Here is a 23,359-nt window from a genome sequence, read left to right on the forward strand (position 1 = left end):
CTCTTACAATCTTTAGCGAGCAAGATCGACTGATCTGCGCTGCGGTTGCCCAATAGTCTCTCCTACGTCCAATGTCGTGAAGTTTACGGTCAAGTTGCGGCCGCTCTCGTCAAGTTGCCATGCACCCGCCAGCATCTCGCCCGCTGGTGACCAGAACCGGACTCCCTGTCCCACCTTCCCATCTGCTTCGTTCCTGTATGGCCGGCTGACATCAGTGATTTTACGCCTTTCAAGATCAACCACATACAGGCCCGAAAATCTTGTTGCAGCTGATCGATCCGAAGTACCAATCAGCGCGAGGTGGCGGTTGCCGGATGCTACCACATCCATCAGGTAAAACTGGCTTGCGCCCGTCAGATCGATTTCTCGGACTGCATCCAAGGAAATGCAATTCGTCCGCGCTGTATCGACAAGGGAGAATATCTGTCGTGACTGGTACGCCGCATCAAGCGGCACAACCTTGAAGAGTGTCCCATCAGGTTCGGCATCAGTGTCTGTATCGCTTTCGACAACGCAGAGCCATTCGGCACCGGAAAGCAGCTTGGTGCGTCCATCCAGTGAGGCCACGCTGGCAAGGGATGAGGACGGAGCCATCACATCCAATGAAAGACCATCTGCCTCGAGGATTAGGGCGTATCGCCGAGGAAATTGATCGCATTCCTCGACCGTTTCGCATGGCATTGACATAGGTTCCAACGTGCCAATCTCCGCTGGCACGCTGATCAATTCGCGCGAGAGAGTTTCGCTTCCTCTTTCACCAGCCCGCAATACTGTTCGAGACTTCTCAACAACGACCGACGGACCATCAAATCCAGCCAGGACTTCAACCTCGTTCAGCCAGTACTCGTCTCGTTCGGAACAACCCATCGTAATCGTCATCACCAGCCCCAGGGCTAAATAGCGCATCTCAATCGAGCCTTCCCATCACCTCAGCCATCGTAGCCCGCTGACCCAGAGTCGAGCGATAACCACCCCCCACATGCATCTGTGCCTCGGTAATTGGAAGACTGTATTCGCTTCTGATGGAGTTGATAAATCCGATTTCAGTGTTGGCGGCATTATAGAATCGGCGGAAATTCGAGGTGGCACCTTCTTGACCAACTCTTACACTGGCAGTGCTCAATCCCGCTGCGCGATAACCTCTAGAGATCAGACTCCCAAGAGCATTGCTATATTGCGTAACCATACCTGTGCGTAACTTGAAGTACTCAGTTCTGAATTGTGTTGGCCCGTATGGACCGTAGCCAGTTGGTACTCGTCTTGCCCCAAACATGAGATCGGGCGAGGTACCAAACGCATCTACATGGCCGTGCCCGGCAAGACCTCCATATGAACTTCCGTCGTCAAGGGTGTGGGCGTAGAGATCGCCAAATCTGTGGAGCGAGACTCCAGCAGCGAGGTAATTGCCGGCCCGCATGTAATCGACAAACACGTCCGCTGTTTGATCTCTTTCTGCTTGAACGGCCGCTGCACTCCTCCTGATTGTCGGGATGGCGTGAAGACCCTCATAGACCGACCTCAAATGCCGTGCATCAGCATCCGACCATCTGAAAGTAGGTTTCTCCCTTGCCCATTTCTTGAAGTTACTAAAGGCATCGAAGCGCGCGACCATATCCGGCAATTGAGCGCCAAGTGCCAGTTGTTGTGCCACTGCCATCGCCGCATTGCCCTGGATTCCCATGGCGTCTGCGGCACCGATCGCATGCGCAAATACGGTCGCATAATGACCATCCGCATGGAACGCCTCGACACCGCCAACCCTGTTTTCAGTCGCCGTACGGCCCGACATGACCGAGTCGATAGCGATCGCTTTCATAAAGGTTGAATCAGCCCCGATCGAGACTGTGCTGCCATCCGCCATCGGAATGGAGAAGGAGATAATTGAGCCCCCCTCTCCGGCAATACCACCAGCCATGCGGGCGGCAAAGACAGCGCCTTCATCACCCGCGCTGTCAAATCCTGCCACACCCATGATTTGCCCGGCGCGGGCGTCCGCCCAGTGACCGAGCTCCTCCAAGTACGACATCGCAGCATAGGCACCTACCAAGGGATTGTCTGCGGCTGCAGCCAGCAATTGCCCATTCATGGTGATGGTCATTGTCGCATCATTGAACTCACCCAAGGTGTTGGCTGCACCTCCCAAAACCACACCAGGTGCCTTGCCAGCACGATACTCTGCATAAATCTGTTCGCGTACCTTGCGAGGAATGCTAGGCGGAAGGGCATCGAGGAAGCGGCTCTTGAATGCCGCATCTCGGATCGCCTTGTTCGCAACATCACCTATCGCGCCGCCCACAACTTGTCCGATTGCATCAGGCAAGGCTGCCATGATGTTGTCGCCAAAGTTGCTCCCATCAACGACTGACCTCGTCGCGGCATTTGCAATCGTCGACGCTGCCGTAGTCACAGCTCTGCTGCCAAAACTTCCCAGACTGCCTGTCCGGGCTCCTACAAACGAGCCAACGCCTGCACCGACCCCCGCGGCCGCAACGCCAGCCCAGCTGAACTTCTCTTGCAGTCCGGTCGCTACGCCGACTCCTTGTGTAACGGCACTGCTTATCGCACCACGAATTGCATCACCGGCGACTTGACTGCCAAATATGGCGCCCTTGCCAAACACTTCGCCGACACCTTGCGCAACTCCCGCTGCGACTGCCGATAGGGCCAGACTCTTAAAGCTGAATTTCTCCTGGATACCCGTAGCCAGACCCAATCCCTGACTTGCCAAGTTTCCGGCAATTGCCGCACCAACGGGCCCCAAGGTGCCAGCTGTGACGACAGTCACCGCAATCGCCACCACGGCCAGCAGGATTTGCCCGAAGATGCCACACTTCTTGCTCTTCTTCTTCGGCGCGTCCGGGGTCGTCGGCGAGGTATCGCCGATGGCCTCTGCCGGATCGTAGGGCTTGAGCGTGCTGGAATTGTGGTGGACGCGCTGGATGCCGGTCGGGATTACCAAGCTACGGCCTTCGACCAGCGGTTCGCGGCCGGACAGGCCGTTGGCTTCCGCGATCTTGTACCACAGCGCGCTGTCGCCCCACAGCTGGGCCGCAATCGCCTGCAGGCTTTCGCCGCCGCGCACGGTGTAAGTGCCGCCGCCGCTGCCCTGGCTGAAGGAATTGATCGCGTCATAATCGCCGCCAAAATCGGCGTAGCTGGAGCCGTAGCTGGCGCCATTGCGGAACGCCCCTGGCGTGCTCGGCGCAACGGTCGAGCGCTGGGCGATCGACTTCTCATAGGCGACGTTGGCGGTGCCGTTATTGCCGACCCGGCCGATTTCCTTGCCGCCGAAGCGATAGTAAATTTCGGACGGATCGCCCTGGTCGTATTTGTTGTCGCGTTCCTTGCGGCTGATCACCTGGCCTTCGGCATTGTTGATGAAGCTGACCGAACGGGCACGGCCATCATTGACCTGCGCCGATTGCAGCACGCCGAAGCTGTCATAGCTGTAGGTGGAATTATAGATCCGGTCGGACGAGCTGCCGGTATTGCTGTCGAAATCGACCCGGCTCTGCACCGCGCCGTCATACCAGGCATAGGTGTTGGTTGTGCGAGTATGGTTGACCCCGGACGTCGAGCCGTTCTTGTAGTTGTAGGTGTATGAATTGTTGAGAGAATTGTCCGCGTTGTAATAATTGTACATGTTCGCGCGGTAATTGTCCGATCCCTTGCGGGTGGTGCTGTCGTCGCGATAGACGAGCCCTTCGGCATTGTAATAGACATTGCGGCTATAGACGACCGTGCTGCCCGACCAGTCGCGCTGGAGGGTGATGCGGCTCATCGCATCATAGGAATAGTCCGCCTTCTTGGAACCTGTGGTCGGGACGGCGAGGACATAGTCCTGGATGTTGGGAATGTTGATCCCGCCAAATTCGTTGGCCTGTTCCCAGCCCCAGCCGTTGAAGCCGCTCTTGGCGGTATTCACCTGTTTGAGCTGGCCGCCATTGTCATAGGTGTAATCTTCGCGAACCGTGGCGTTGTAGTGATCGGTGCGCCAATAGCCCTGGCCGAACGGCTGGTTGGTCGGCGGCAGGCCGCCGGGCCCATCATTAAAGTCGTTCTCGAAGAAGTCTTCGCCGCCATAGGGATCGTAATACCAGCGATAACTTTCGCGGCTGGTGGTCAGCACCTGTGTCCGCTGGCCCGCCTTGTTATAGACGATATCGCGCCCGCCTGTGCCCCGCACGATCTGGCCGTTTGCCAACACACCGCGCGATGTCACCACACGGTTCATATTGTCGTAGCGATACCAGTTGTCCTGCGTACTGGTGTAGGTCGACACCGTCTGGTCGGACAGGATGTGGCGATATGAGGCATTGCTGCGGCGGATATTGCCGTTCGCATCATAGCTGTAGGCGATGGAGGCAGCCGGAAGATCGCCTCCGCCCGCTTCATTCCATGTCTTCATCCGGCCCAGCTTGTCATAAGTGGCCGTCATGTTCTGCGTGGTGCGGTTCCAGGTGTAGCTATAAACGTCGGGCTCGTAATCGTTCCAATAGAAGTTGTAGAAGGTGGAGCCGCGATCGGTCGTCTTCTGCGATGTCAGATTGCCGACCTTGTCATAGCCGTAAGTGGTCTTCAGCTCCTGGAAGTTCTGGCTGTTGAGGACGCCGGTGACATTGGAAATGCTCTTCAGCTTGCCGGTGTTGTAGAACACATATTGCTGGTTGCCGCCCGCACCAGAGAGCGAGGCCATCTGGCCACCTGCATTGTAGGTGTAGGTGTAATTGTTTCCGCCATAATCGTTCTTGCGTTTCACACGGTCGAACAGGTCGCTCCACTGGGTCAGCGTGCGATTGTTGGCGAGGGTCCTGGTCTCTTCTTTCCAGCCGCCGAAATTGCCGACGGCATTGGTGTTGGAGCTGACTTCCCAGGTGTAGGTCGTGGTTGTCGTATCACCACCGAATGCGCGACTGGAAACGACACGACCCATCGCGTCATAATCCATGATTTCGCGATTGCCGGATCCAAACACATTGTTCCAATGGCTGAGCTGCTGGCCCGCCAGATCGTAGGTGTAATTGTCCTGCAGGTTCGTCCCGCGGTTCCACGTCTGGGTCACGCGGCCCATAGCGTCGAAGGTCTGCTCGATCGTCCGGTATGTAGTGGACCGGCCATCTGCCACACTGATGATCCGTCGCGCATCACCGTGAATGTCGTACTTGGTCGTCTTGACGCCGCCATCAGCGTAGGTTTCCGCGGTCGCCAGCGCCTGGCTGCCGCCGAAGCCCGTGCCATTCAGCAGCGTGAAGCGCGTCAGATTGCCATTGGCATCGCGGCTGCCCGTCAGGCGTCCGCCAAGATCGTGGTAGTAGTACTCCGTAGGACGGACCGTAGCTGTCGAGCCGTTCTCGTTCTGGATCGCAACTGACGGATTGCGGACCCGCCACACCTTACCCATGGTGGTGTAATCGTAATAGATGTCCGCGCCGAGCGCGTCTTTCTCGTAGCTGACTTCGCCAAACGCGTTGTAACGCCGCTCCGTGGTCAGGGTCTGGTTGATCGCGGTGGTCGAAATGTCACGGTCGGTCTCATAGACCATCAGCGCGGATCCGCGCTTGTCGTACGTAGTGTATGTGATGTTTACATCGGCGCGGCTGATGAGGCCAAGGGCCGAAGAGAAGCTGCGATTGCCAATATTGTAGCCAGCACTGGTGATCGCTGCAGTCTGATTGCCGTTGCGGTCATGCGCGAAGATTTTCCAGACCCCGTCGCCCGCATTGGTCCGCTCCAGGCGGCCTGCCTTGTCATAGACGTTTTGCTGGGTGGCGCCGGTGCCCGCCTTGATCGTGGCAACTTCGCCGAAAGCATTATAGGTCGTCGTCACCGTCGGGCTGACAGCGGTCCAGGTGCTTCCGGACTTGGTGCCCTGGAACTCGCTGACGACACGGCCCAGCGTGTCATAGGTGCGCTTGACGCCCTCGGTCCGCGAGACATTCGAATAGTTTGTGCGGGTGTAGTAGACCTCGGTCTCACGCCCGGCATTGTCGTAACGGTGATAGCGGGTCAGGCCGCCTGCATCCGTCATCCTGTCGAGCTGGCCTTTCTTGTAGTAATAGTAAGTGTTGCGCTCTGCCGCGCCGGTCGCGCCGTATTGGCGCGTGCGGGTCAGATTATCGAGGCCGTCATAATAGTATTGGACGGTCGGGCGAACGCTGTTGCCGTTGAAGTCGGTGAAGGCCGCCCGCGTTTCCCGGGTAAGCCGGCCGCCGACATCATAGAGGTAGTCGGTGACATTGCTGGTGATCGCTTCGGTCTTTTTCGTGACCTGTCCCAGGCCATTATAGGCGTAAGTGACTTTCGGATGCCCCGTGGAATGGGCCCCGGCATTGTTGTGATATTTGACGTAGAAGCGTTGCTCGGTGAGCCGGTTGCCCATCTTGTCGTATGTGTAATCCGTGCGCCGATCGAGCGAAGTATCGGTCGCAAGCCCGGGCACTGTGGTGGTGCTGGTCGGCGTGGCAGTCGCATTGGCGTAGCGTATTTCGCGCGTAACATTGCCGCCGCCATCATAAGTCCAGCTGGTGCGAAAATTCTGCGCGTCAACCTGGTGCTGCTTGCGCCCCATCGCATCGTAATAGGCCCACGTCGTGCCACCATTGGGGTCGATCGTTTTCGTCACATTGCCATTGGCATCATAGATGTATTGGGTGGTGAGCGTCGTTCCCGAGTAATTGGCGAGGGCCGAGCCGGTATAATACCGGCTAGTCACGCCCATGACGTGGCTCTTCGTCATACGGTTTGCACCGTCATAATCGAAACGGGTTTCGCGATAGGTTCCGGTGGGCGTCGGGTTGAGCGAAGATTCCTCGGCACCGCCAGTGGAAGGCACGCCTACCGTGGTGGCATAGACCTTCACCGTCTTCACATTGCCATTATCGTCATAGGTATAGCCGGTATACGTGCCCAGCGCGTTGATCTCTGCCGTGACCCGGTCAAGATCGTCATAGAAATAGACCGTCTTCCCGCCATCCGGGGCGATTTGCCGGATCACATTGCCGCGGCTGTCATAGGCATATTGGGTCACATAGCTGGTGCTGTGGCCCTGGATACTCGTCTGCGTCAGACGATTGGATTTGTCAAAGGTGTTGGTGGTCGTACGCGCTTCGGCCCGGCCTGACGCTTCTGTCTTGGTAAGCTGGTTGCCGCGTGCATCGTATGTATAGGCGGTGACGATACCGTTGGCATCATTCATCGACGTCATCCGGCCCAGCTTGTCGAACACATAGCTGATTGTCCCGCCGAGCTTGTTGGTCATGCTCGTACGGTTGCCATAGGCATCGTAATTATAGGTTTCGGTGAAGTTGCGGGCGTCCTTGACCGACTTGACCCGGCCCAGCTTGTCATAGGTAAAGGTGGTCACCGCAGCGAGCGGATCGGTGACCGTCTTGACCTCGCCATACTGGGTGTAAGTGTAGTTGGTCGCGTTGCGCAGCGCGTCATAGGTGCGGGTAACCAGCCCGCGCTTGTCATAGACATGCTCGCTGGCCAGCACATTCTTGGCATCCCAGGTCTTGGTGAGGTCACCGAACGCATTGTATTCGTATCTGACGAGGTTGCCCGCACCGTTTTTCTCGGTCAGCACCTGCCCGCGCTTGTCATAGGTGAAGTCCGCAGTGTGGCCGTTGCCATCTGTGACGCGTGTCTGGTTGCCCAGCCCGTCATAGGTGAAATAGGTGATCGATTCTTCGGACTGGCCATTGGCGCTGTCCTGACGTGTCAGGCGCCCAGCATTGTCATAATAGAAATAGGTTTGCGACAGGTCGGCGCTCGCATTGTCGCCTGTATTTGTATAGGCGAGCTGGCCATTGGTCCGATATGCGTAGCGCGTCCGGTTGCCGACCGCATCATAGCTGTAGTTGACCCGGCCCTGCGCGTCATAAGTCGAGCGCACTTCCGAATAGCCACCGGTCGCCAAAGCTGCCGCCTGGGCAAATGTGGTGGTGTCGCTGGCGGTTTTCTTGCTGTCATAGCGCCGCTCATGCGTGACCTGCCCCCCTTCATTGTAGAGATAGCTGGACAGGTAGCCTTCGGGATCGAGCGAGAAGCGCACATTGCCGCGGGCATCATACCAATTGCGCGCGGTGCGGTTGCCGGCCGTCGTCTTGATGACATTGCCGGCGGCATCGAAATACATCCGGGTATCGAGCCCGACCGGATCGACCGTGCGCCATAGCCGGCCGGCGAAGTCGTAGTAATTGGTTGCTGCGCGGTCGTTGCCGCTGGTGCCCAAAGCGGCTTTGACCCCGGCAATGGTCCAGTTGGAATGGTTGCCGGCAAGCGGCGTAATGTGCTGGGTCGTCGTCGTCAGCTTGCCGGCATAGTTGTATTTGAATTGGGTGACATAGTTGGAACTGTCGATCTGGAAGCGCAGTTCGCCGCGGCCGTTATAGACGCTGCGGACATAACGGTTGGCGCTGCTCGATACATTCGCGGTGCCGCGCAATTGGTTGAATGTTCCGCTGGCCCAATAGGAAGAGCTTGTTTTCTGCGCGTAGGAATAGGCCACCGTCTGCTGGCCGGACTGGTCATAGACAAATTCGCTCAGATAGCCTTCGCCATCCAGCACACCGCGGACATTGCCATCCCGGTCGTAGAATGTGCGGGTTACCGCATCCTTCGAATTGTTTGACAGCGAGACAGGGCTGGCGGGCGGATTGGTCAACCACGCGCTGGCAATGCTGACTTTGTTGAAGTGATTGCGCGTCTCGATCAGCCGGCCGGAACCGTCATATTTGAAGGAGACGACTTCGCCTTCACCATTGATCGTTTGCACCGCCCTGCCATTGGCGTCGTAAGTGGTGAATTCGCGAACATCGTAAGTGCCGTGGAGAGCAGGCCGGATATCGCTCATCTCCAGGCGGTTTTCGGGATCGGCAAGCTGGGCGCGGATCTCTGCGCTGACGGCGTTGTAGTATGTCGTGCTGCCGGTCAGCCGGCTGTTGCTGTCGTAGAAATGCTCGACCAGACGGCCTGCCGGGTCGACCGAGCCGACCTTGCGACCGGCCTTGTCGTAAATGAAGTAGCTCGGGCCACGTCCATCGAAGGCATCCTGAGTGACGCGCAAACGGCCCAGCTTGTCATACTGGTTGTTGGTGGTCGCCGAGAAATCATGTGCGGCATCAGTCGTGGTCTTGATGACCGTAGGGTCCGACAGGATGACCGCTGTATTCGCAGCGACCTGGCCGGTGCCGCCAACATAGAAATACGACCCGCCGGATTGGGCGGTGTCAAAGGTCCGGGTGATTTCGACGGTTGTTGCGGCGGTGGTGGAGATGCCGTCTACTTGCCACAAGCCACCGACACTCTGGGTCAGCTTGCCCGGCCCGTTGATGATGGTCGCCTGGGTCTTGGTGTCCTTGTTTGTGCCCCAGCCGTCTGTGTTCCCGTAGATCCCCAAACGGTGCATGGTCTGGGAACCAGACCCCATTAGCGTGATGCGGTATTTGACTGTCTCGCCCGCAGCAAAACTGTATCCGCGCGATGTGGCGCCATAGCTCCCGGCAACAGGGACAGTATACTTAAACGCTGCCTTGCCGGAGATGGCCGGCGCTGCGGTCCGGTTGGCGCGCGCAACACCCCAACTGGTCAGCGCTCCGGCCAGATTTCCGCCATTGGGACCAACCGAGCTATCGGTCGAACTGACCAGATCGCCCGCCTTATTGTAGACCATGGTGCGGGTCAGCCCGCTGGCCATCTGCATGACGGTGCGCGAATTGGCATCGTCGAAAAACACGCTGGTGGTGGCACCGGCGGAATCAGACGAGCTGACGAGGCGGCCCATCCCGTCATAGACGAATTGCTCCTTGCCACTCTCGCTCTGGCCGTAGCGGGTGAGCAGGCGACCTTCCTGGTCGTAGGCGTAATAGGTGCGACTATAGCCTTCCAAAGAGCCGGATGATGCTGCCCCGCCAGTTGCTGTCGCGGCACCGTAGTTCAATGTCCACGCGACATTGCCACGCGCATCATAGGCGTAACGGAGCCAATCGACCTGGGTCTTGTCTACCAACCCGTCGCGCCAGGCGTTCATCCCGGTTTCGGAGATATTCGCCGAGGCATGAGCAAAGGTATATTTGGTGTAGTCGCCCTGCCAGGTCATCCGGCCATAGCTGTCATACCGATATTCGGTGACATGCCCTTCGGCGGTGACCTTGTAGCGAAGGTGGTTCTCGCTATCATACGCATAGCGGACATAGCTGCCCGTATTCGCCGACGCCTCGTTTGCGCTGTAGCTGAGTTCTTTGATCAGATTGTTGTTGGCATCATACCATTTGGTGACATCGGTTCCGATTGGCCGGTCGACCTTGGTGACATTGCCGCGCGCATCATAGGTATAGCGGGTGATTGTGCCGCTCTCGTCATAGACCACGCCGAATGGATCGGCTGCGTCTGCCACCACTTGCGAGGCATCCAGCGCAACGACTTCCGGGTCCATCCAGTCGGTGGTCCACCCATGATCGGTTTGGTTGTAATAGGTAAAGAAGCGCGCGTGGACACTGTTGTTGGGCCGCGTTTCAGACCACCGGTAATTCGTCACCCCGTGGATTTTCGTGCCGGTCTCGGCGTCGTAAATGCCGCCATGATAGGTCGAGGAGTTGGGCGTACCTTCGGGCAAAACGTAGCTGACGACCTTGTACCATTTGCCGGCCTCCATCCCGATGGACTGCTGCGTGCTTGGCGCGAGAGCCATGAAGTAGGGATTGGTATTGGCGGCACCGCTCGAATGAGTTTTGACATAGGCGCTGCCATGGCTGCTCAGGCCAAAATAGATATTGTGCTTGGTCAGGTCATCCTTGCGGAAGTATTGGGTGAATTTGTATGCCTTGCCCGGATCAATGGTAAACTGGTTCGTATATTGACCGCCGCCATTCGCGCTGGTGTCGAACTGACCGGTCTCAAGCGCAATCTCGCGCGCACCGTCAGGACCATCGACAGCCGACCAGCGCGCTTCATCGTCATTGTTGGCCCAGCCGACATTGTACCAGCCCTCTGCCGTAGGCGCGCCAAAAAGACGGGCGTCGCGGGCAATGTCCAGCTTCTCGCTGCCGCGCAGGATGGCCGTGTCGGTGATCTGGCGCACTTCGGGTCTTACCCAATGCGTGAATTTCCCCTGCCGCTCCGTATTGTAGAAATTGAAGAAACGCATGTAGGTGGAATCTGCAGCGCTGGCGCCGTTCCAGGTGAAATGGCGCATGCCATAGAGCTTGTCGCCGGTTTCAAGATCGTACACCCCGCCGACCGAACCATGGGGCTCGCTGCTCGTCCCATCAGGCAGGACATAGCCGACGATCTTGACCCATTTGTTGGCAGACCACCCCTTTGATGCACTGGGATACTCATAGGTAAAATAGGGGTTATTGTTGACCGCCCCATTGTGGCCATCCTTCACGATGCCGCCGCTGAGGCCGAAATAGGCTCTGTGCTTGTCGAGCTGGTCGGCCTTCATATAGATCGTGAATTCATAGGCCTGCGATTTGTCGACGGCGAAAGATTCGCTGAGCGCCCCGCCGCCGGCGCTGCTGGTATTGGTCTGGCCCGAACGCAACGAAACCACCGACTGGCCATAAGGTCCGGTCGTCTTGGTCCACTCGGTTTCACCGATATAGCTGCTGGTCCACCCTTGCCCGACAGTGCCGGCCGCCGGCAAAGCGCCGTCGCGGTCTTGCGGCCACCCGCTATCGTCAACCAGGTTGTCACCGCGCAATGCCTGCTCGCCGTCACCCCAGCTGCCTGCCTCGACAAGATTGCCGGCAACAGAGGCGTTTTCAGCATCGGTCTGGATCGTCCGAAGCAGATTGCCGTCATTGTCGTATTCGAATTGCTGGACGATCGCCTTGCCGCCACGCGTAGCCGGTGGCGACATCAGCTGGATCATCTGGCCCTTGGCATCGTACCACAGCTTGGTAACCTGCCCCTGCGCATCGGTGACGCTGGTAACATTGCGGCCATAGCCGATACGGGTCGTACGAATTTCGCCAGCACCAACATGCTCGTCCAGCTGGGTGACACGGCCCTGCGCATCATAGGCAATATCGGTGCGCGACCCGTCGCTCTGGGTCATCCGCGTGACGCGTCCGGCAGAATCGTAAAGATAGCTGATCGTGTATTTGTCACCATCGCTGGTGCCCGACAGTTCGGGCGTCATGTCGATCGTGACTGTGGCAAGACGGCCATTGCCATCATAGGCGTAGTAGGTGCCGGTTTCCGTCACGGTGGCGCCGGTTTTGGGGTCTTTGAATTCCGATTTGATGCTGGTCAGTTTGTCCCCCGACCAAGTGTAGCGAACGAATTCGCTGTTATTGGTCTGCACGTAGGAAAGCTTGCTGCCCGAATACCCGAAAACAAGGCTCTGGTTGTCCTTGTCAGTCTGGCGAATGATGCGGAATTCGCCAGCATTATAGGGATCGGCGTCATACCGTTCGGTTATGCGGCTCGATCCGTCCTGCCAGTACCAGTCACCCCCGCTGTGCCACATCCGGTCGTGGCTGCCGGAACCGTCGGTGGACCAGTAGGATGCCACACCCGAACGGGTACCGTAGGTATAGGTTACGACAGATCCGTCACCGGAAACGCGGCTGATGGTGCTGCCAGCGCCGTTCAATGTGCCGGTCTGGCCAAACACGCGGCGAGACGTGCTTTGTTGCCAACCATCGCCATTGTCGCCGTCATGAACATCGGCAAGCGAGTTGTAAGTGCGGGATATCCCGACATCGAGACTGCGGCCGGTCAGGAACTCATCACGGCGCGATATCAGCAAGTTTCCGGTCGCCGCATTGACCGACAGACCCTCGCCGGCGCGGCCCGTCGCAGCATTGCCCAGCGTGCCTGCAGACCCCAGTGCAGTCGCGGAACTCTTCGCCAGGCCTGATCCCAAGCCGGTGAAAATTGCAGTCATGAATAATCCCTCGCCGATAACCCCCACGAGAGCCGTCGCCCCCGCCTGATTGGTCCAATCCGGCGATTTGCGCAGGAGTTTAGGGGAAAAATCACTACTTGGCCGATCAAAACGCAGTCCGAATAGGAACAGGTTTCCAATGAAACGATTCTGTTTGATTCGTATTTGAAATCGGTTTGCAGACTCGTTTTTTTGCCGGGTATTTCCAGACACCGGCTTGGAAGAGCGTTTGCCAACAGTTTTTCCACAGGAACAACAACCGGTTCGGATGCAGTTTTCTGGTCCACTTTCGTGAGTATTCCCGATAGCCAACAGGGATCAAAAAGCGGAGAATTCTGGCGCTTTGATACAAGTCAAAAGGTGTAACTTACATTGCTGTAAAGAACAGCCGTCAGCACATGCCCTGTATATTTTTCTTCTTCCAAGTCGGTTGACGGACTCCACCCGAACAGGCCTTATCGGGGTGCTTGAAAATTGGACTGTGTGAGGGGTCGCACCATGGGGTTGCTTGAAACGGCAGCTGCCACCTTAATAGGTGGTGAGCGCCGTGTAGAAACAGCTGCGCGCAACGTAACCAACGTTAATACGCCTGGTTACAAACGTGAAATAGCTTACACAGAACTGATCGAAAAAGCCGATGCGGCGCGGGGACCTTCGGGGTCGCAACCCACAACCGCATCGACAACGCTTTCCACGCAAGGGACCTTGTCGGAAACCGGAAACCCGCTTGATCTTGCGATCAACGGGTCTGCGCAGCTGCTACTGCGCGACGGTGACCAATTTGTCCTTTCGCGTGGAGGGCAATTCGGTATCGGCGCCGACGGCACGCTGGTTGATGCACTTGGTCGCATCCTCCAGCAGGCCGGCGGCGGCGACCTCGAACTGGCAAGCGCCACAGCCGATATACTGATCGATGGAACCGTGCTGGAAGACGATGTGCCGGTGGGCGCAATCGGGCTCTTCTCGGCAGAGGATATCGACACCGATGCTCGCTTCACGCGTGAACAGGTCGGCACCCTGGTCGAAGACGACACCAGCGAATTGAAGCAGGGGATGATCGAGCGATCGAACGTCACCCTGTCCGAAGAAATGGTCGAGATGATGCGCAACCAGCGCCAGGTCGAGAGCGGCGCCCAATTGGTGCGCGCCTATGACCAATTGATGAGCCAGGCAATTTCTACCTTCAGCAGGAGCGGGTCATGAACGGGGCATTCGAAGTCGGCGCAGTAGCGCTCAAGGCGCAGCAACGGGCGCTGGAAACCATCGCCAACAACGTCGCCAATGTGAACACACCGGCATTCAAACGGGCCGAGGTGCAGTTCGCCGAAGTCGTCAATGCCAGCCCCGATGCCATTACCGAGGCCGAACGGCTCGCAACCGAGACCATGGCGCCCACCGGCGGGGTGCGCATGTCGACCCGCTCAATGATCTCCGAAGCCGGGGAAATGCGCGCATCGGGTGAAGCGATGGACATCGCCATCGATGGCCAGGGTTTCATCGAACTGATGGGCCAGGATGGCGAAACGATGCTGTGGCGCGGCGGCCGGCTGACAGTGGATCGTGACGGGTATCTTTCTGCCAGCAATGGCATGGCCTTGCGGGCGCTGATCACCGTTCCTGACGATGTGACCGAACTGGTGATCGACCGCGATGGTGTCGTCAGCGGATCCGGCAATGACAGCGAGAAGCTGGAGCTCGGCCAGATCATGCTGGTCAATGCCGAAAGCGAGGCTGATCTGGAGCGGCTCGATGCCGGACTGTTCAGGCTCGCTGAGGGTGCGCGCGCACTGGATGCGGTTCCCGGTGAAGACGGGGTCGGCACGATCCAGCAAGGCATGGTCGAAGGATCCAATGTCGAGATGACTGCCGCGATGGTAGAAATGCTGGTGCTTCAGCGCGCCTATGCCGCCAGCGCCCAGGTGATCCAGGCGGCTGACCAGATCTCCTCCATCACCAACAATCTGAAGCGGTAAGGCCCTAATAACAGTGTCTTTCGCCCTCGCCCTTTTCGCCGCGAGCACCGGACCGGTCGCTCAAATTCCGGAAATCCGGCTCGATTCCCGCACTATCCGTGCGGGCGATCTGGCCGATATTCCCGGGCGTGAAAAGGTTGTTCTGGGCGCGCTCCCGCAGGGCAAAGTGCGGGTTGAAATTGCGCCCGATCAAGCCCGCAAACTGGTCTCGAACCGGCTGCCTGGCGCGCGATTTACCCTGCGCTACAGCACCGTGATCGCACTGACTGGACCTGCTGCAGCGAGCCGTAAGAGCCGAACCTGCTTCATCGCCCGCGACGATGTGCCCGCCGGACACCTGATCCACGCAGAGGACCTTTCCCCCACGGATTGTGACGGCCGCGAGATCAGCATTGGTCTGGGTTATGATCATGCCCGCCGGGGCCCGATGGCGAAAACCTATATCGCTGCGGGGGCCTTTCTGGGTCCGGTCCGCGGGGCCATGCCCGGCCAGATCACCAAGGGCAAAATCCTGAAATTCCGCACGATTGACGGTCCCGTCATCGTCGAGCGCGAAGTCGAAGCGCTCCAGCCCGGCCGGCCCGGTCACAAGATGTTTGTCCGCACGCAGGATGGCGATGTGATCGCCGCACCGCTTGCGAGCCCCGCGCAGGAGACTGGCGAATGAAACTGCACTCTGCCCTCCCCATTGCTCTTGCTGCCTTGGCAACGGCTTCGCCTGCCGCAGCAGACCAGCTCTATCGCGGGGACAACTGGGCGGGCGTCGCGTCCGATAACAAGGCCCAGGGCGTGGGCGATATCGTGACCATCATCATCTTCGAATCCGCCAGCGCGACCAACCGCGTCGGGACCCGCAGTGGCAAGGATACATCTCTTGGCGGTGGGCTCGTTACCGGCCCGATCGACGAAACGCTTAGCTTCGGCTTTGACTCAAAGTTCCGCGGGATTGGCGAGACCGAGCGTTCCGACCGGTTCGTAGCCAGCATGGCCGCGCAAGTCGTCGAAGTGCTGCCCAACGGAGATCTCGTGGTGGTCGGGAAGCAGAACATATTCGTCAATGGCGAGAAGCGTGACATCGCGGTTCGCGGGCAGGTGCGCGCGGTCGATATCACGCCGGACAACACCGTCGCATCCAGCCGTCTCGCCAATGCGGAGATCAATTACGACGGCAAGGGCTACATCACCCGCAAAGGCAAACCGGGTTTCCTCAACCGTATTTTCAGCTTGTTGGGACTGTGATGATGCGCTTACTCGCTGCACTCTTTCTTGCGCTTGCAACGCTCGTTCCCTCCACCGCCGCGCTGGCACAGGAAGTCCCGCTCAAGGGGCTTGGCCGGTTTGACGGTTGGCGGGAAAACTCGCTGATCGGGTATGGCCTGGTAACCGGCCTCGCTGGCACTGGCGACACCCGCCGCAGCGAAGTGACACGGCAGGCCCTGCGTAACGTGCTGTCCCGCCTCGGCACCACTGTTACCGAAGACCAGATCAACAGCCGCAACGTGGCGGTCGTGATTGTCACCGCCACTTTGCCGCCCTCGGCCAATCCCGGCGATCGGATCGATGCCGTTGTGTCCTCTATCGGCGATGCGCGCTCGCTGGCTGGCGGCACCTTGCTGATGACGCCGCTGATCGGTCCGAACCAGCAGCCCTACGCGCTCGCGCAGGGTTCGCTGACAGTGGGCGGATATGCTTTCGAAGCCGAGCTGGAGCGGCAGCAGCGAAATTTCCCGACCACCGGTGTGCTGCCCGATGGCGCGACGGTAGAATTCCCGGTCGACGCGCAGATCCTGAAGGAAAACGGTGAAATCTCGTTCCTGCTCAGTGAGGCAAGCTTCACGACGGCAGAGCGGATCGCGCAGGCCGTGAACGCATCGCAGGGCCGGCAATTGGCCTATGTGAAGAACGCCGATGAAGTTGTAATCCGCTATGGCGGCTCGCCCGCGCTGCTGTCCGCTTTTGTCTCGCGCCTCGAAAACCTGCGGGTCGAGCCCGACACCATCCCGCGGATCGTGATCAACGAACGCACCGGTACGATCGTTGCCGGCACCGATGTGCGCATATCGAGCGTGGTGGTAAGCCAGGGCGACATCAAGGTCACTGTCACCAGCGACAACACGGCCAGCCAGCCAAGCTTCATTTCCGGCTTCGCCAACGATGTGTCCAGCCTGATCGTTACCAACACCGATCTCGAAGTGGAGGAAGGCACCAACGACACCGTTGCCACCTTCCCCAACACCACGGTCGGATCGCTGGTGCAGGGTCTGGCGCGCGGCAAGGTCGGCACCCGCCGGATCATTTCCATTCTTCAGGCAATCAAGGCCGCCGGGGCCCTGCATGCCGAAATCATCGTCCAGTAAAGCTTGAACAGGGGGTCATCGAAATGTCCGAAGTCTCGCAAATTCTGACCATCAAGGCGATGGACGGGCTGGCCCTGCGCCAGGCTGCCATTGCCGAGAATATCGCCAATTCCAATTCGCAAAGCTACGCGGTGAAGTCGGTCGATTTTGAGGCCGAGCTGCGCAAGGCTGCTGAATCCGGACCTGACGCGGTGCGCGAGTTCGTCGCCAAGATCGAAACCAAGGGCCCCGCCGCACCTGGTGATGACATCCGCCTCGACCTCGAGATGCAGAGCGCCTCTGCCACTGCGATGCGCTATGCCGCGCTGACGGATATCCTCAACCGGCAGATGCAGCTTGCCCGCACCGCCGTTCGCGGGGGGCAGTAATCATGGAAGCGATGGAAATCAGCCGCTCCGGCCTCGATGTCGAATGGCAGCGCCTGCAAGTGATTGCCGCCAATATTGCCAATATGAACACCACGCGCACCGCCGATGGCGGCGCCTATGTGGCCCAGCGCCTCGTCTCCGGCCCGGTCGAAGGCTTTCAGGCCCTGGTCCAGCCCAACGCCTCGCAAAAGGGCGATGCGCCCGACAATGGCGTGATGGTCTACCAGATCGCCGCTTCCAACAGCGGCACGCGGCAGGTCTACGATCCCAATCATCCGCATGCCAATGATGGCGGCTACATCACAGTGCCCGCGATCAGCCAGGCTGAAGAGATGTCGCTGATGATCAAGACACAGCGTTCCTACGAGGCGAACCTCGTAGCGCTGTCAGCCGCACAGCAAATGTATTCTGCAGCTCTCCAGGTGGGTCGCCAGTCATGAATGAAATAGCCGCAATCGGAGCCATCGGCTCTGCCGATCAGGCCGCCATGGCCACACCCAGCAACGATATCCAGCCGCTGCGCGATATCGCACCCAATGCGCTGAACACCGTGCCCGAGGCGCAGGGGGAATTCTCCAATCTCATCGCAGACGGATTGGCAAAAATGGACGCCAAGGTCGCCCATGCCGACAAGATGGTGACCCAGTTCGCCGTCGATGACAGCACGCCGATCCACAAGGTGACAATTGCCCTGGAAGAAGCGCGCCTGTCGGTCGAGCTCGCGATGCAAGTGCGCCAGCGCTTCGTCGAGGGCTACCGCCAACTCATGAACATGCAGCTGTGACGGGAAATATCTGAGCCATGAACCTCGATTCTCGTCAGATGCGCACTGTCCTGTTGATGCTGGCCGCCGTGATCGCAATCCTCGCGATCCTGTGGTTCGCCCTGCTGCGTACGAATTACGTCCCGGCTTACCAGAATATTCGCGAGGCAGACGCCTCGGCGATCATTGCAGAGCTCGACAATGCCAGCATCCCGTACCGGCTGGCCAATGACGGGCACGATATCCTGGTGCCCGAAGACATGGCGTCGGAAGCGCGCGTGGTGGTTGCCGGATCGAATGTCTCGTTCGGAGGCTCGGTCGGGTTCGAGCTGTTCAATGACAGCGATATGGGCCTCACCGAATTTGCCCAGAAAATCAATTTCCAGCGCGCGATGCAGGGCGAGCTTTCGCGCACGATCATGATGATGGACGGGGTCGATTTCGCCCGCGTCCACCTGGCCATTCCGGAACGCAGCATCTTCCGCGCCGCGCAAGGCTCACCGACCGCAGCCGTAACCATCGAAATGCTGCCCGGTGCCAATCTGACATCACAGCGGATCGGCGGCGTGCGCCAGCTGGTGGCATCGTCGGTACCGGGCCTCGCGACCTTCGATGTCGCGGTGCTGGATGAAAATGGCGATCTGGTCAGCGCGTCTGCCCCGACCGGCGCCACGGACACTGCCAATCCTGTCAGCGAACGCGGCGCACTGGAGAATTTCTATGCCGTCCGCGCCCGCAAGGCGATTGCCGATGTCTTGCCGGGCATGCCTTTCGATCTGGAACTGACCGCTCGCCAACGCGAAGCTGCCCCTGCTGAAGAAGAAGGCGAGGTTGCCAGCGAGCCGGCGCGTGCAGTTCCTGGTCGCGGCGATCTGGCACTGCGCGTGATGGTCCGCACTCCGCAAGAGCTGGGCAGCGAAGAACGGGACATGATCCAGTCGGCTCTGGTCGACACGTTGGGATTGGCTGAAAGTGGCGGCGACGTGCTGTCCTTCACCACCGGCGCATTGTCACAAGCGGTTGCGGCCCCTGCCCCTGCACCGGCCAGTGCCGCCGCACCTGCGACGACAGAGGCTGAAGCGACAAGCTTCACATGGAATGACGGCCTTGGCGAGATGCTGATTTCGCGCTGGACGCTGATCATGCTGGCCCTGCTTGCCATTGCCATGCTGGTCGTGTGGCCGCGCCGCCGGCTGGCCAAGGACGATGCCGAAAGCTTCGCTGAAATGCTGAAATCGGCCTCGAACGAGCGCGAGAGCCTGCGCCATGGCTGAGGGTGAGACCGACTTCTCCGCTCTGCTCGAACGCTTCAGCGGGTTGGGCCGCGCCGATCGCAAGGCGGTGCTCGAGAGCTTTTCGGCTGAAGAACGGCTCGCCTTTGAAAATGCCGCTGCGGCGGAAGAAGCCGCGCGCATTGAGGAAGAGGCACGCCAACGTCAGGCCGATCGCCAGTTTCTCGGCTATTCTCCGTGGCTCGCCGCACTTGTCGAGCCCGCTGTCAAAGATGGTGACAGCAAGCTTGGCACCGCAGCGGTGAAAGCGGTCGCCCAGGAACATGAGGCGCTGATCGCAAGCCGGGGCAGCGAGCCACGACCGGGCTGGCGCGGCGTTTTCGACCGGATGGCCGACCTGTTCGCCATCCCGACAAGGAATGCCAAATGAGCGTGGTGAAACCCGGCGATGGCGCGGCGGCGAGCATCCGCCCGTTTCGCTTTCTCGGCGGGGATGGCGATGTCGCGACAGCAGAGCGCTCGGCTGACGCCACATCGGGATCAAAGAATACCGGATCGGCAGGCACACAAGACCGTCCGGAAGATGAAAGACTGGTTCTGGCGCGTCGTATTTCCGAACTGGAAGCCGCCTTGCGCGCAGCACAAGACGATGCTGCGAAAGAGCGCGACGCCGCACGCGAGAAGGGCCATCAGGAAGGCCACAAGAAAGGGCTTGCCGAGGCCGAGACAAAGGACGCCGAGCGGCTCGAATTGCTGCGCAAGGCGATTGAGGCTGCGCAGGCAGATACTCTCAAGTCGCTGGATCAACAGCGCAGCCTCGCCATCGATATCGCACGGGCGACGATGGGCCAGATTCTGGGCGATGCCAGCAATCACCTGGCGCTGGTGAATGAGACGGCAGCCTATTGGAAAGACAAGCTGGCCGGGGCAGCCGTGTTGAAACTACGCGTAAGCAGCGCCGATTTCGCCGACGCCTATGCGATCGAGGAATTGCAGGCCGGGATCGGCAATCTGGACATCCAGATCGACGACGAGCTCAAGACCGGTGCCTGCATTTTTGACCTGCAATTGGGCGAAGTCGATGCCTCGATCCCGCTCCAAGCGACGCGTGCCGATGCCGTGCTGGCCGAACACGGCGTGGAAGCGGGCGCCGCATGAACACACCTGCCGCCCTGATCGAAACGCTGCGCGCAAGCGATTTTGCCGAATTCACCGGCGAAGTCACTGCCATCGGGCAAGGAGGCATTTCGGCCAGTGGTCCGCTGTGTGCGGTGGGTGAAATGTGCCGCATCGGGGATGGTGGCGATGCGCCGCTGGCCGAAGTTGTGGCGGTCGATGCAGCCTCGATCCAATTGCTGCCGTTGGGGCCGGTCAAGAATATCCTGCCCGGAGCCCGGGTGCGCCGATCCGGAGCTCATTCGACATTTCGTAGCGGGGACGCCTTTGCCGGCCGCGCTGTTGACGGATTCGGCGCCCCGATCGACGGCGGTGCCCCTCTTTTGGCCAAACCGCATCACCGCGCATTGGGGATCGACGCGCTCAGCAAGACGGTCCATCCCGAGCGGGTCGCGACCGGCTTGCGTGCGATCGATGCGCTGCTGCCAATTGCCCAGGGCCAGCGGATCGGCATTTTTGCTGCCAGCGGCGTCGGCAAGACCACCCTGGTCGAGCAGCTTTCCAGCCAGATCGATTGTGATCATGTTGTCGCCTGCCTGATTGGAGAACGCGGTCGCGAGGTAGAACGCCTGTGGGACATGCATCGCAAGGGGTCCCACAAAGACAAGATCACGCTGGTCGCGGCGACTTCGGATGAAAGCGCCAGCGCCCGCGTGCGTGCGATGCATCAGGCGCTCGCGCTGTGCGAGGAATGGCGCACCCAAGGCAAGCATGTCGTGCTGTTCGTCGATTCCGTCACCCGGCTCGCCATGGCCCTGCGCGAAATCGGCCTCGCTGCAGGCGAGCCTCCCTCGGTGCGATCCTACACGCCGAATGTCTTCGCCGCGCTGCCCAATGTCGTGGAACGCTGCGGCGCGATCCGGGGCGGCGGCGCGATCACGGCGATCTTTACGGTCCTGAGTGAAACCGACGATGTCGATGATCCGATTGTCGAGACGATGAAATCCATCCTCGACGGTCATATTGTCTTGTCGCGCAAACTGGCGGAGAAAGGCCACTATCCCGCGATCGACATCGCCGCATCGGTCAGCCGGGTGGCCGACCAGCTACTAGACCAGCGTACACAGGGCGCAGCGCAGGCCTTGCGCCGCAGTTTCGCCGAGTTTGAAGAATCCCGCGCCATGATCGAGAGCGGGATTTACCAAGCCGGATCGAGCACCGCGATCGACCGCGCCATCGCTCTCCAGCCCCGGATCGCCGAGTTTGTCCGCCAGACCCAGCCAGAATCTGCCGACCTCGCCGCCGTCGACGCCAAGCTGGCGCAATGCGTGGCGGAAGGAGGCGTTTTGTGAGCGACGCCAACAAACTCGCCGAGCTGGTTGCAATGCAGAAATTGCGCGAACAACGGTGCCAGAGCGACGTGACCTCGGCTGCAAAGACAAGCTCGGAGAAGGCAGCAGAAGCTACACGGCTCGACGCACTTTCGCACGCTGCCGGCAAGGCCTTGGACGGCGTCTTTGCCTCGCCTCTGCTGTGCCCTGACCGGATGCTGCTGGCGGCCGGACACCTGGCCATTGCCGAGGACAACCAGGCCACGGGCAAGGCGGAGCTTGAGAGCGCCGAGCAGACCGAGCGACTGGCACGATCCGGCTGGCAGCAGGCCACCCACAACACGCGCAACCTGATGCACCGCCATCGTCAACAAAAGCGCACCGAAGAACGCCGCGCGGACGATGCGCGCCAGGCCGACCAGCTGTCGCTGCGCGCCGCCCTATCGAAAGGACCCAAGGCATGAGCATTGCACCGCCTAACGCGTCGATCCTGCCCTTCCATGTGCAGCAAATCCCCGCCTCCTCCGGGCGGGATCCCGGCCAGCAGGGCAAGCAGGAAACTCAGGGCTTCGGCGATATCCTCAAGACGCTGCAGGAGGACGGTACGGATGCCGACGGCAAACCACTGACCGAAGACCGGATGCAGGAAATCACGGCGGCGTTGCAAGACCTGGAACGCGGGATCGAACTGGAATCCGCCCGCCACCGCTATACGTTGCAAGTGCATGTCGGCGACCGGGCACTGGCCTTCAATGCGCGCCCCTTGGTAGGTCCGGCAGCAGCAGAATTTTCGTCAACACTTGTCGCTGACGGTGTCCAGGGCACCGCAGCGTTGGCAGCTGGCCCTGCGGCTGGACAGCAAGCAGGGCAGACCATTGCGGCGCTCGATGGAGTGTCGGTGGAGCCGGACTTCATGCTCAATGCCACGGACGAAAGGCATGCCGCCGCGCGCTTTGCCCGCAGCGCGACTGTCGCCGCCAATACCACTGCGATACCGACCAGCCGGGCAGTGCCTGCTGGCCCGAGCCAACAGTCCGCGCCTCAACAGGCAACCCAGCGCGTTGCGGACAACACCCGCGCACTTGATCCTGCCCGCCCGGCCGAGGCTGCCCGCAGCCCTGCCATGTCCTTGCCGATGCAAGCCCGGGCGCAGCTGTTTGCCCAGCTCGTTGCAGCGGCAAGCGAATACCGTGTCGCAGTGCGCGGCGCGCAGCTCAGCCAGGCCGATAATGACCGCCTGATCGCCGATATCCGCGCTGCCCTGCGCAGCTACGGCTTGGCCGATTTGCCGATTTCCCTGTCCGCTTCTGCAGGAGACGCTTGA

The 23,359-nt window shown here is 59.8% G+C and carries 16 protein-coding genes; 14 read left to right on the top strand and 2 right to left on the bottom strand.

Annotated features, from left to right (window positions below; translation table 11 throughout):
* Nucleotides 1-12: 12 nt before the first annotated feature.
* Together ABD653_RS07415 and ABD653_RS07420 are read right to left on the bottom strand one after the other, a co-directional pair.
* Nucleotides 13-879, bottom strand: coding sequence for a hypothetical protein (locus tag ABD653_RS07415; RefSeq protein WP_344705318.1), 867 nt, complete (start codon nt 877-879; stop codon nt 13-15).
* A gap of 28 nt (nt 880-907) precedes the next feature.
* Nucleotides 908-12,895: a LysM peptidoglycan-binding domain-containing protein gene (locus ABD653_RS07420; protein ID WP_160778091.1), complete on the bottom strand. Its 11,988-nt coding sequence runs from the start codon at nt 12,893-12,895 to the stop codon at nt 908-910.
* Between the two features lie 498 nt (nt 12,896-13,393).
* Between ABD653_RS07420 and ABD653_RS07425 the strand changes: the two genes are divergently transcribed.
* From ABD653_RS07425 to ABD653_RS07490, 14 genes are read left to right on the top strand one after another with little or no spacing between them, the layout of a single operon-like run.
* Nucleotides 13,394-14,098, top strand: a complete 705-nt coding sequence (locus ABD653_RS07425; RefSeq protein WP_160778092.1) for a flagellar hook-basal body complex protein — start codon at nt 13,394-13,396, stop codon at nt 14,096-14,098.
* Nucleotides 14,095-14,868 carry a flagellar hook-basal body protein gene (locus tag ABD653_RS07430; protein ID WP_160778093.1) on the top strand — a complete coding sequence of 258 codons (774 nt, stop codon included), beginning with the start codon at nt 14,095-14,097 and terminating at the stop codon, nt 14,866-14,868. The genes ABD653_RS07425 and ABD653_RS07430 overlap by 4 nt, the downstream gene beginning before the upstream one ends.
* Nucleotides 14,869-14,881: 13 nt before the next feature.
* A complete protein-coding gene (locus ABD653_RS07435) occupies nt 14,882-15,535 on the top strand; it encodes a hypothetical protein (RefSeq protein WP_160778094.1) in 654 nt (217 codons plus the stop codon).
* Nucleotides 15,532-16,107 carry a flagellar basal body L-ring protein FlgH gene (locus ABD653_RS07440; RefSeq protein WP_160778095.1) on the top strand — a complete coding sequence of 192 codons (576 nt, stop codon included), beginning with the start codon at nt 15,532-15,534 and terminating at the stop codon, nt 16,105-16,107. The genes ABD653_RS07435 and ABD653_RS07440 overlap by 4 nt, the downstream gene beginning before the upstream one ends.
* Nucleotides 16,107-17,225, top strand: coding sequence for a flagellar basal body P-ring protein FlgI (locus ABD653_RS07445; RefSeq protein WP_160778096.1), 1,119 nt, complete (start codon nt 16,107-16,109; stop codon nt 17,223-17,225). The genes ABD653_RS07440 and ABD653_RS07445 overlap by 1 nt, the downstream gene beginning before the upstream one ends.
* A gap of 23 nt (nt 17,226-17,248) precedes the next feature.
* Nucleotides 17,249-17,593 carry a flagellar basal body rod protein FlgB gene (locus ABD653_RS07450; protein ID WP_160778097.1) on the top strand — a complete coding sequence of 115 codons (345 nt, stop codon included), beginning with the start codon at nt 17,249-17,251 and terminating at the stop codon, nt 17,591-17,593.
* A gap of 2 nt (nt 17,594-17,595) precedes the next feature.
* Entirely contained in the window at nt 17,596-18,033 is a 438-nt protein-coding gene (gene flgC, locus ABD653_RS07455) for a flagellar basal body rod protein FlgC (RefSeq protein WP_160778098.1), read from the top strand.
* Nucleotides 18,030-18,377, top strand: coding sequence for a flagellar hook-basal body complex protein FliE (gene fliE, locus ABD653_RS07460; RefSeq protein WP_160778099.1), 348 nt, complete (start codon nt 18,030-18,032; stop codon nt 18,375-18,377). The genes flgC and fliE overlap by 4 nt, the downstream gene beginning before the upstream one ends.
* Before the next feature lie 17 nt (nt 18,378-18,394).
* The gene (gene fliF, locus ABD653_RS07465) at nt 18,395-19,630 is read left to right on the top strand and encodes a flagellar basal-body MS-ring/collar protein FliF (RefSeq protein WP_160778100.1); all 1,236 of its coding nucleotides are present in this window, start codon (nt 18,395-18,397) and stop codon (nt 19,628-19,630) included.
* A complete protein-coding gene (locus ABD653_RS07470) occupies nt 19,623-20,018 on the top strand; it encodes a hypothetical protein (protein ID WP_160778101.1) in 396 nt (131 codons plus the stop codon). Before fliF ends, ABD653_RS07470 begins: the two co-directional genes overlap by 8 nt.
* A complete protein-coding gene (locus ABD653_RS07475; RefSeq protein ID WP_160778102.1) occupies nt 20,015-20,746 on the top strand; it encodes a FliH/SctL family protein in 732 nt (243 codons plus the stop codon). Before ABD653_RS07470 ends, ABD653_RS07475 begins: the two co-directional genes overlap by 4 nt.
* Nucleotides 20,743-22,056, top strand: coding sequence for a FliI/YscN family ATPase (locus ABD653_RS07480; RefSeq protein WP_160778103.1), 1,314 nt, complete (start codon nt 20,743-20,745; stop codon nt 22,054-22,056). Before ABD653_RS07475 ends, ABD653_RS07480 begins: the two co-directional genes overlap by 4 nt.
* Nucleotides 22,053-22,499 (top strand): hypothetical protein, encoded by a 447-nt coding sequence (locus tag ABD653_RS07485; protein ID WP_160778104.1) that lies wholly within the window; start codon nt 22,053-22,055, stop codon nt 22,497-22,499. Before ABD653_RS07480 ends, ABD653_RS07485 begins: the two co-directional genes overlap by 4 nt.
* On the top strand, nt 22,496-23,359 hold the full coding sequence (locus ABD653_RS07490; RefSeq protein ID WP_160778105.1) for a serine/threonine-protein kinase: 864 nt from the start codon (nt 22,496-22,498) through the stop codon (nt 23,357-23,359). The genes ABD653_RS07485 and ABD653_RS07490 overlap by 4 nt, the downstream gene beginning before the upstream one ends.

The organism is Parerythrobacter jejuensis, assembly GCF_039536765.1.
GTDB classification, from domain to species: Bacteria; Pseudomonadota; Alphaproteobacteria; order Sphingomonadales; family Sphingomonadaceae; genus Parerythrobacter; species Parerythrobacter jejuensis.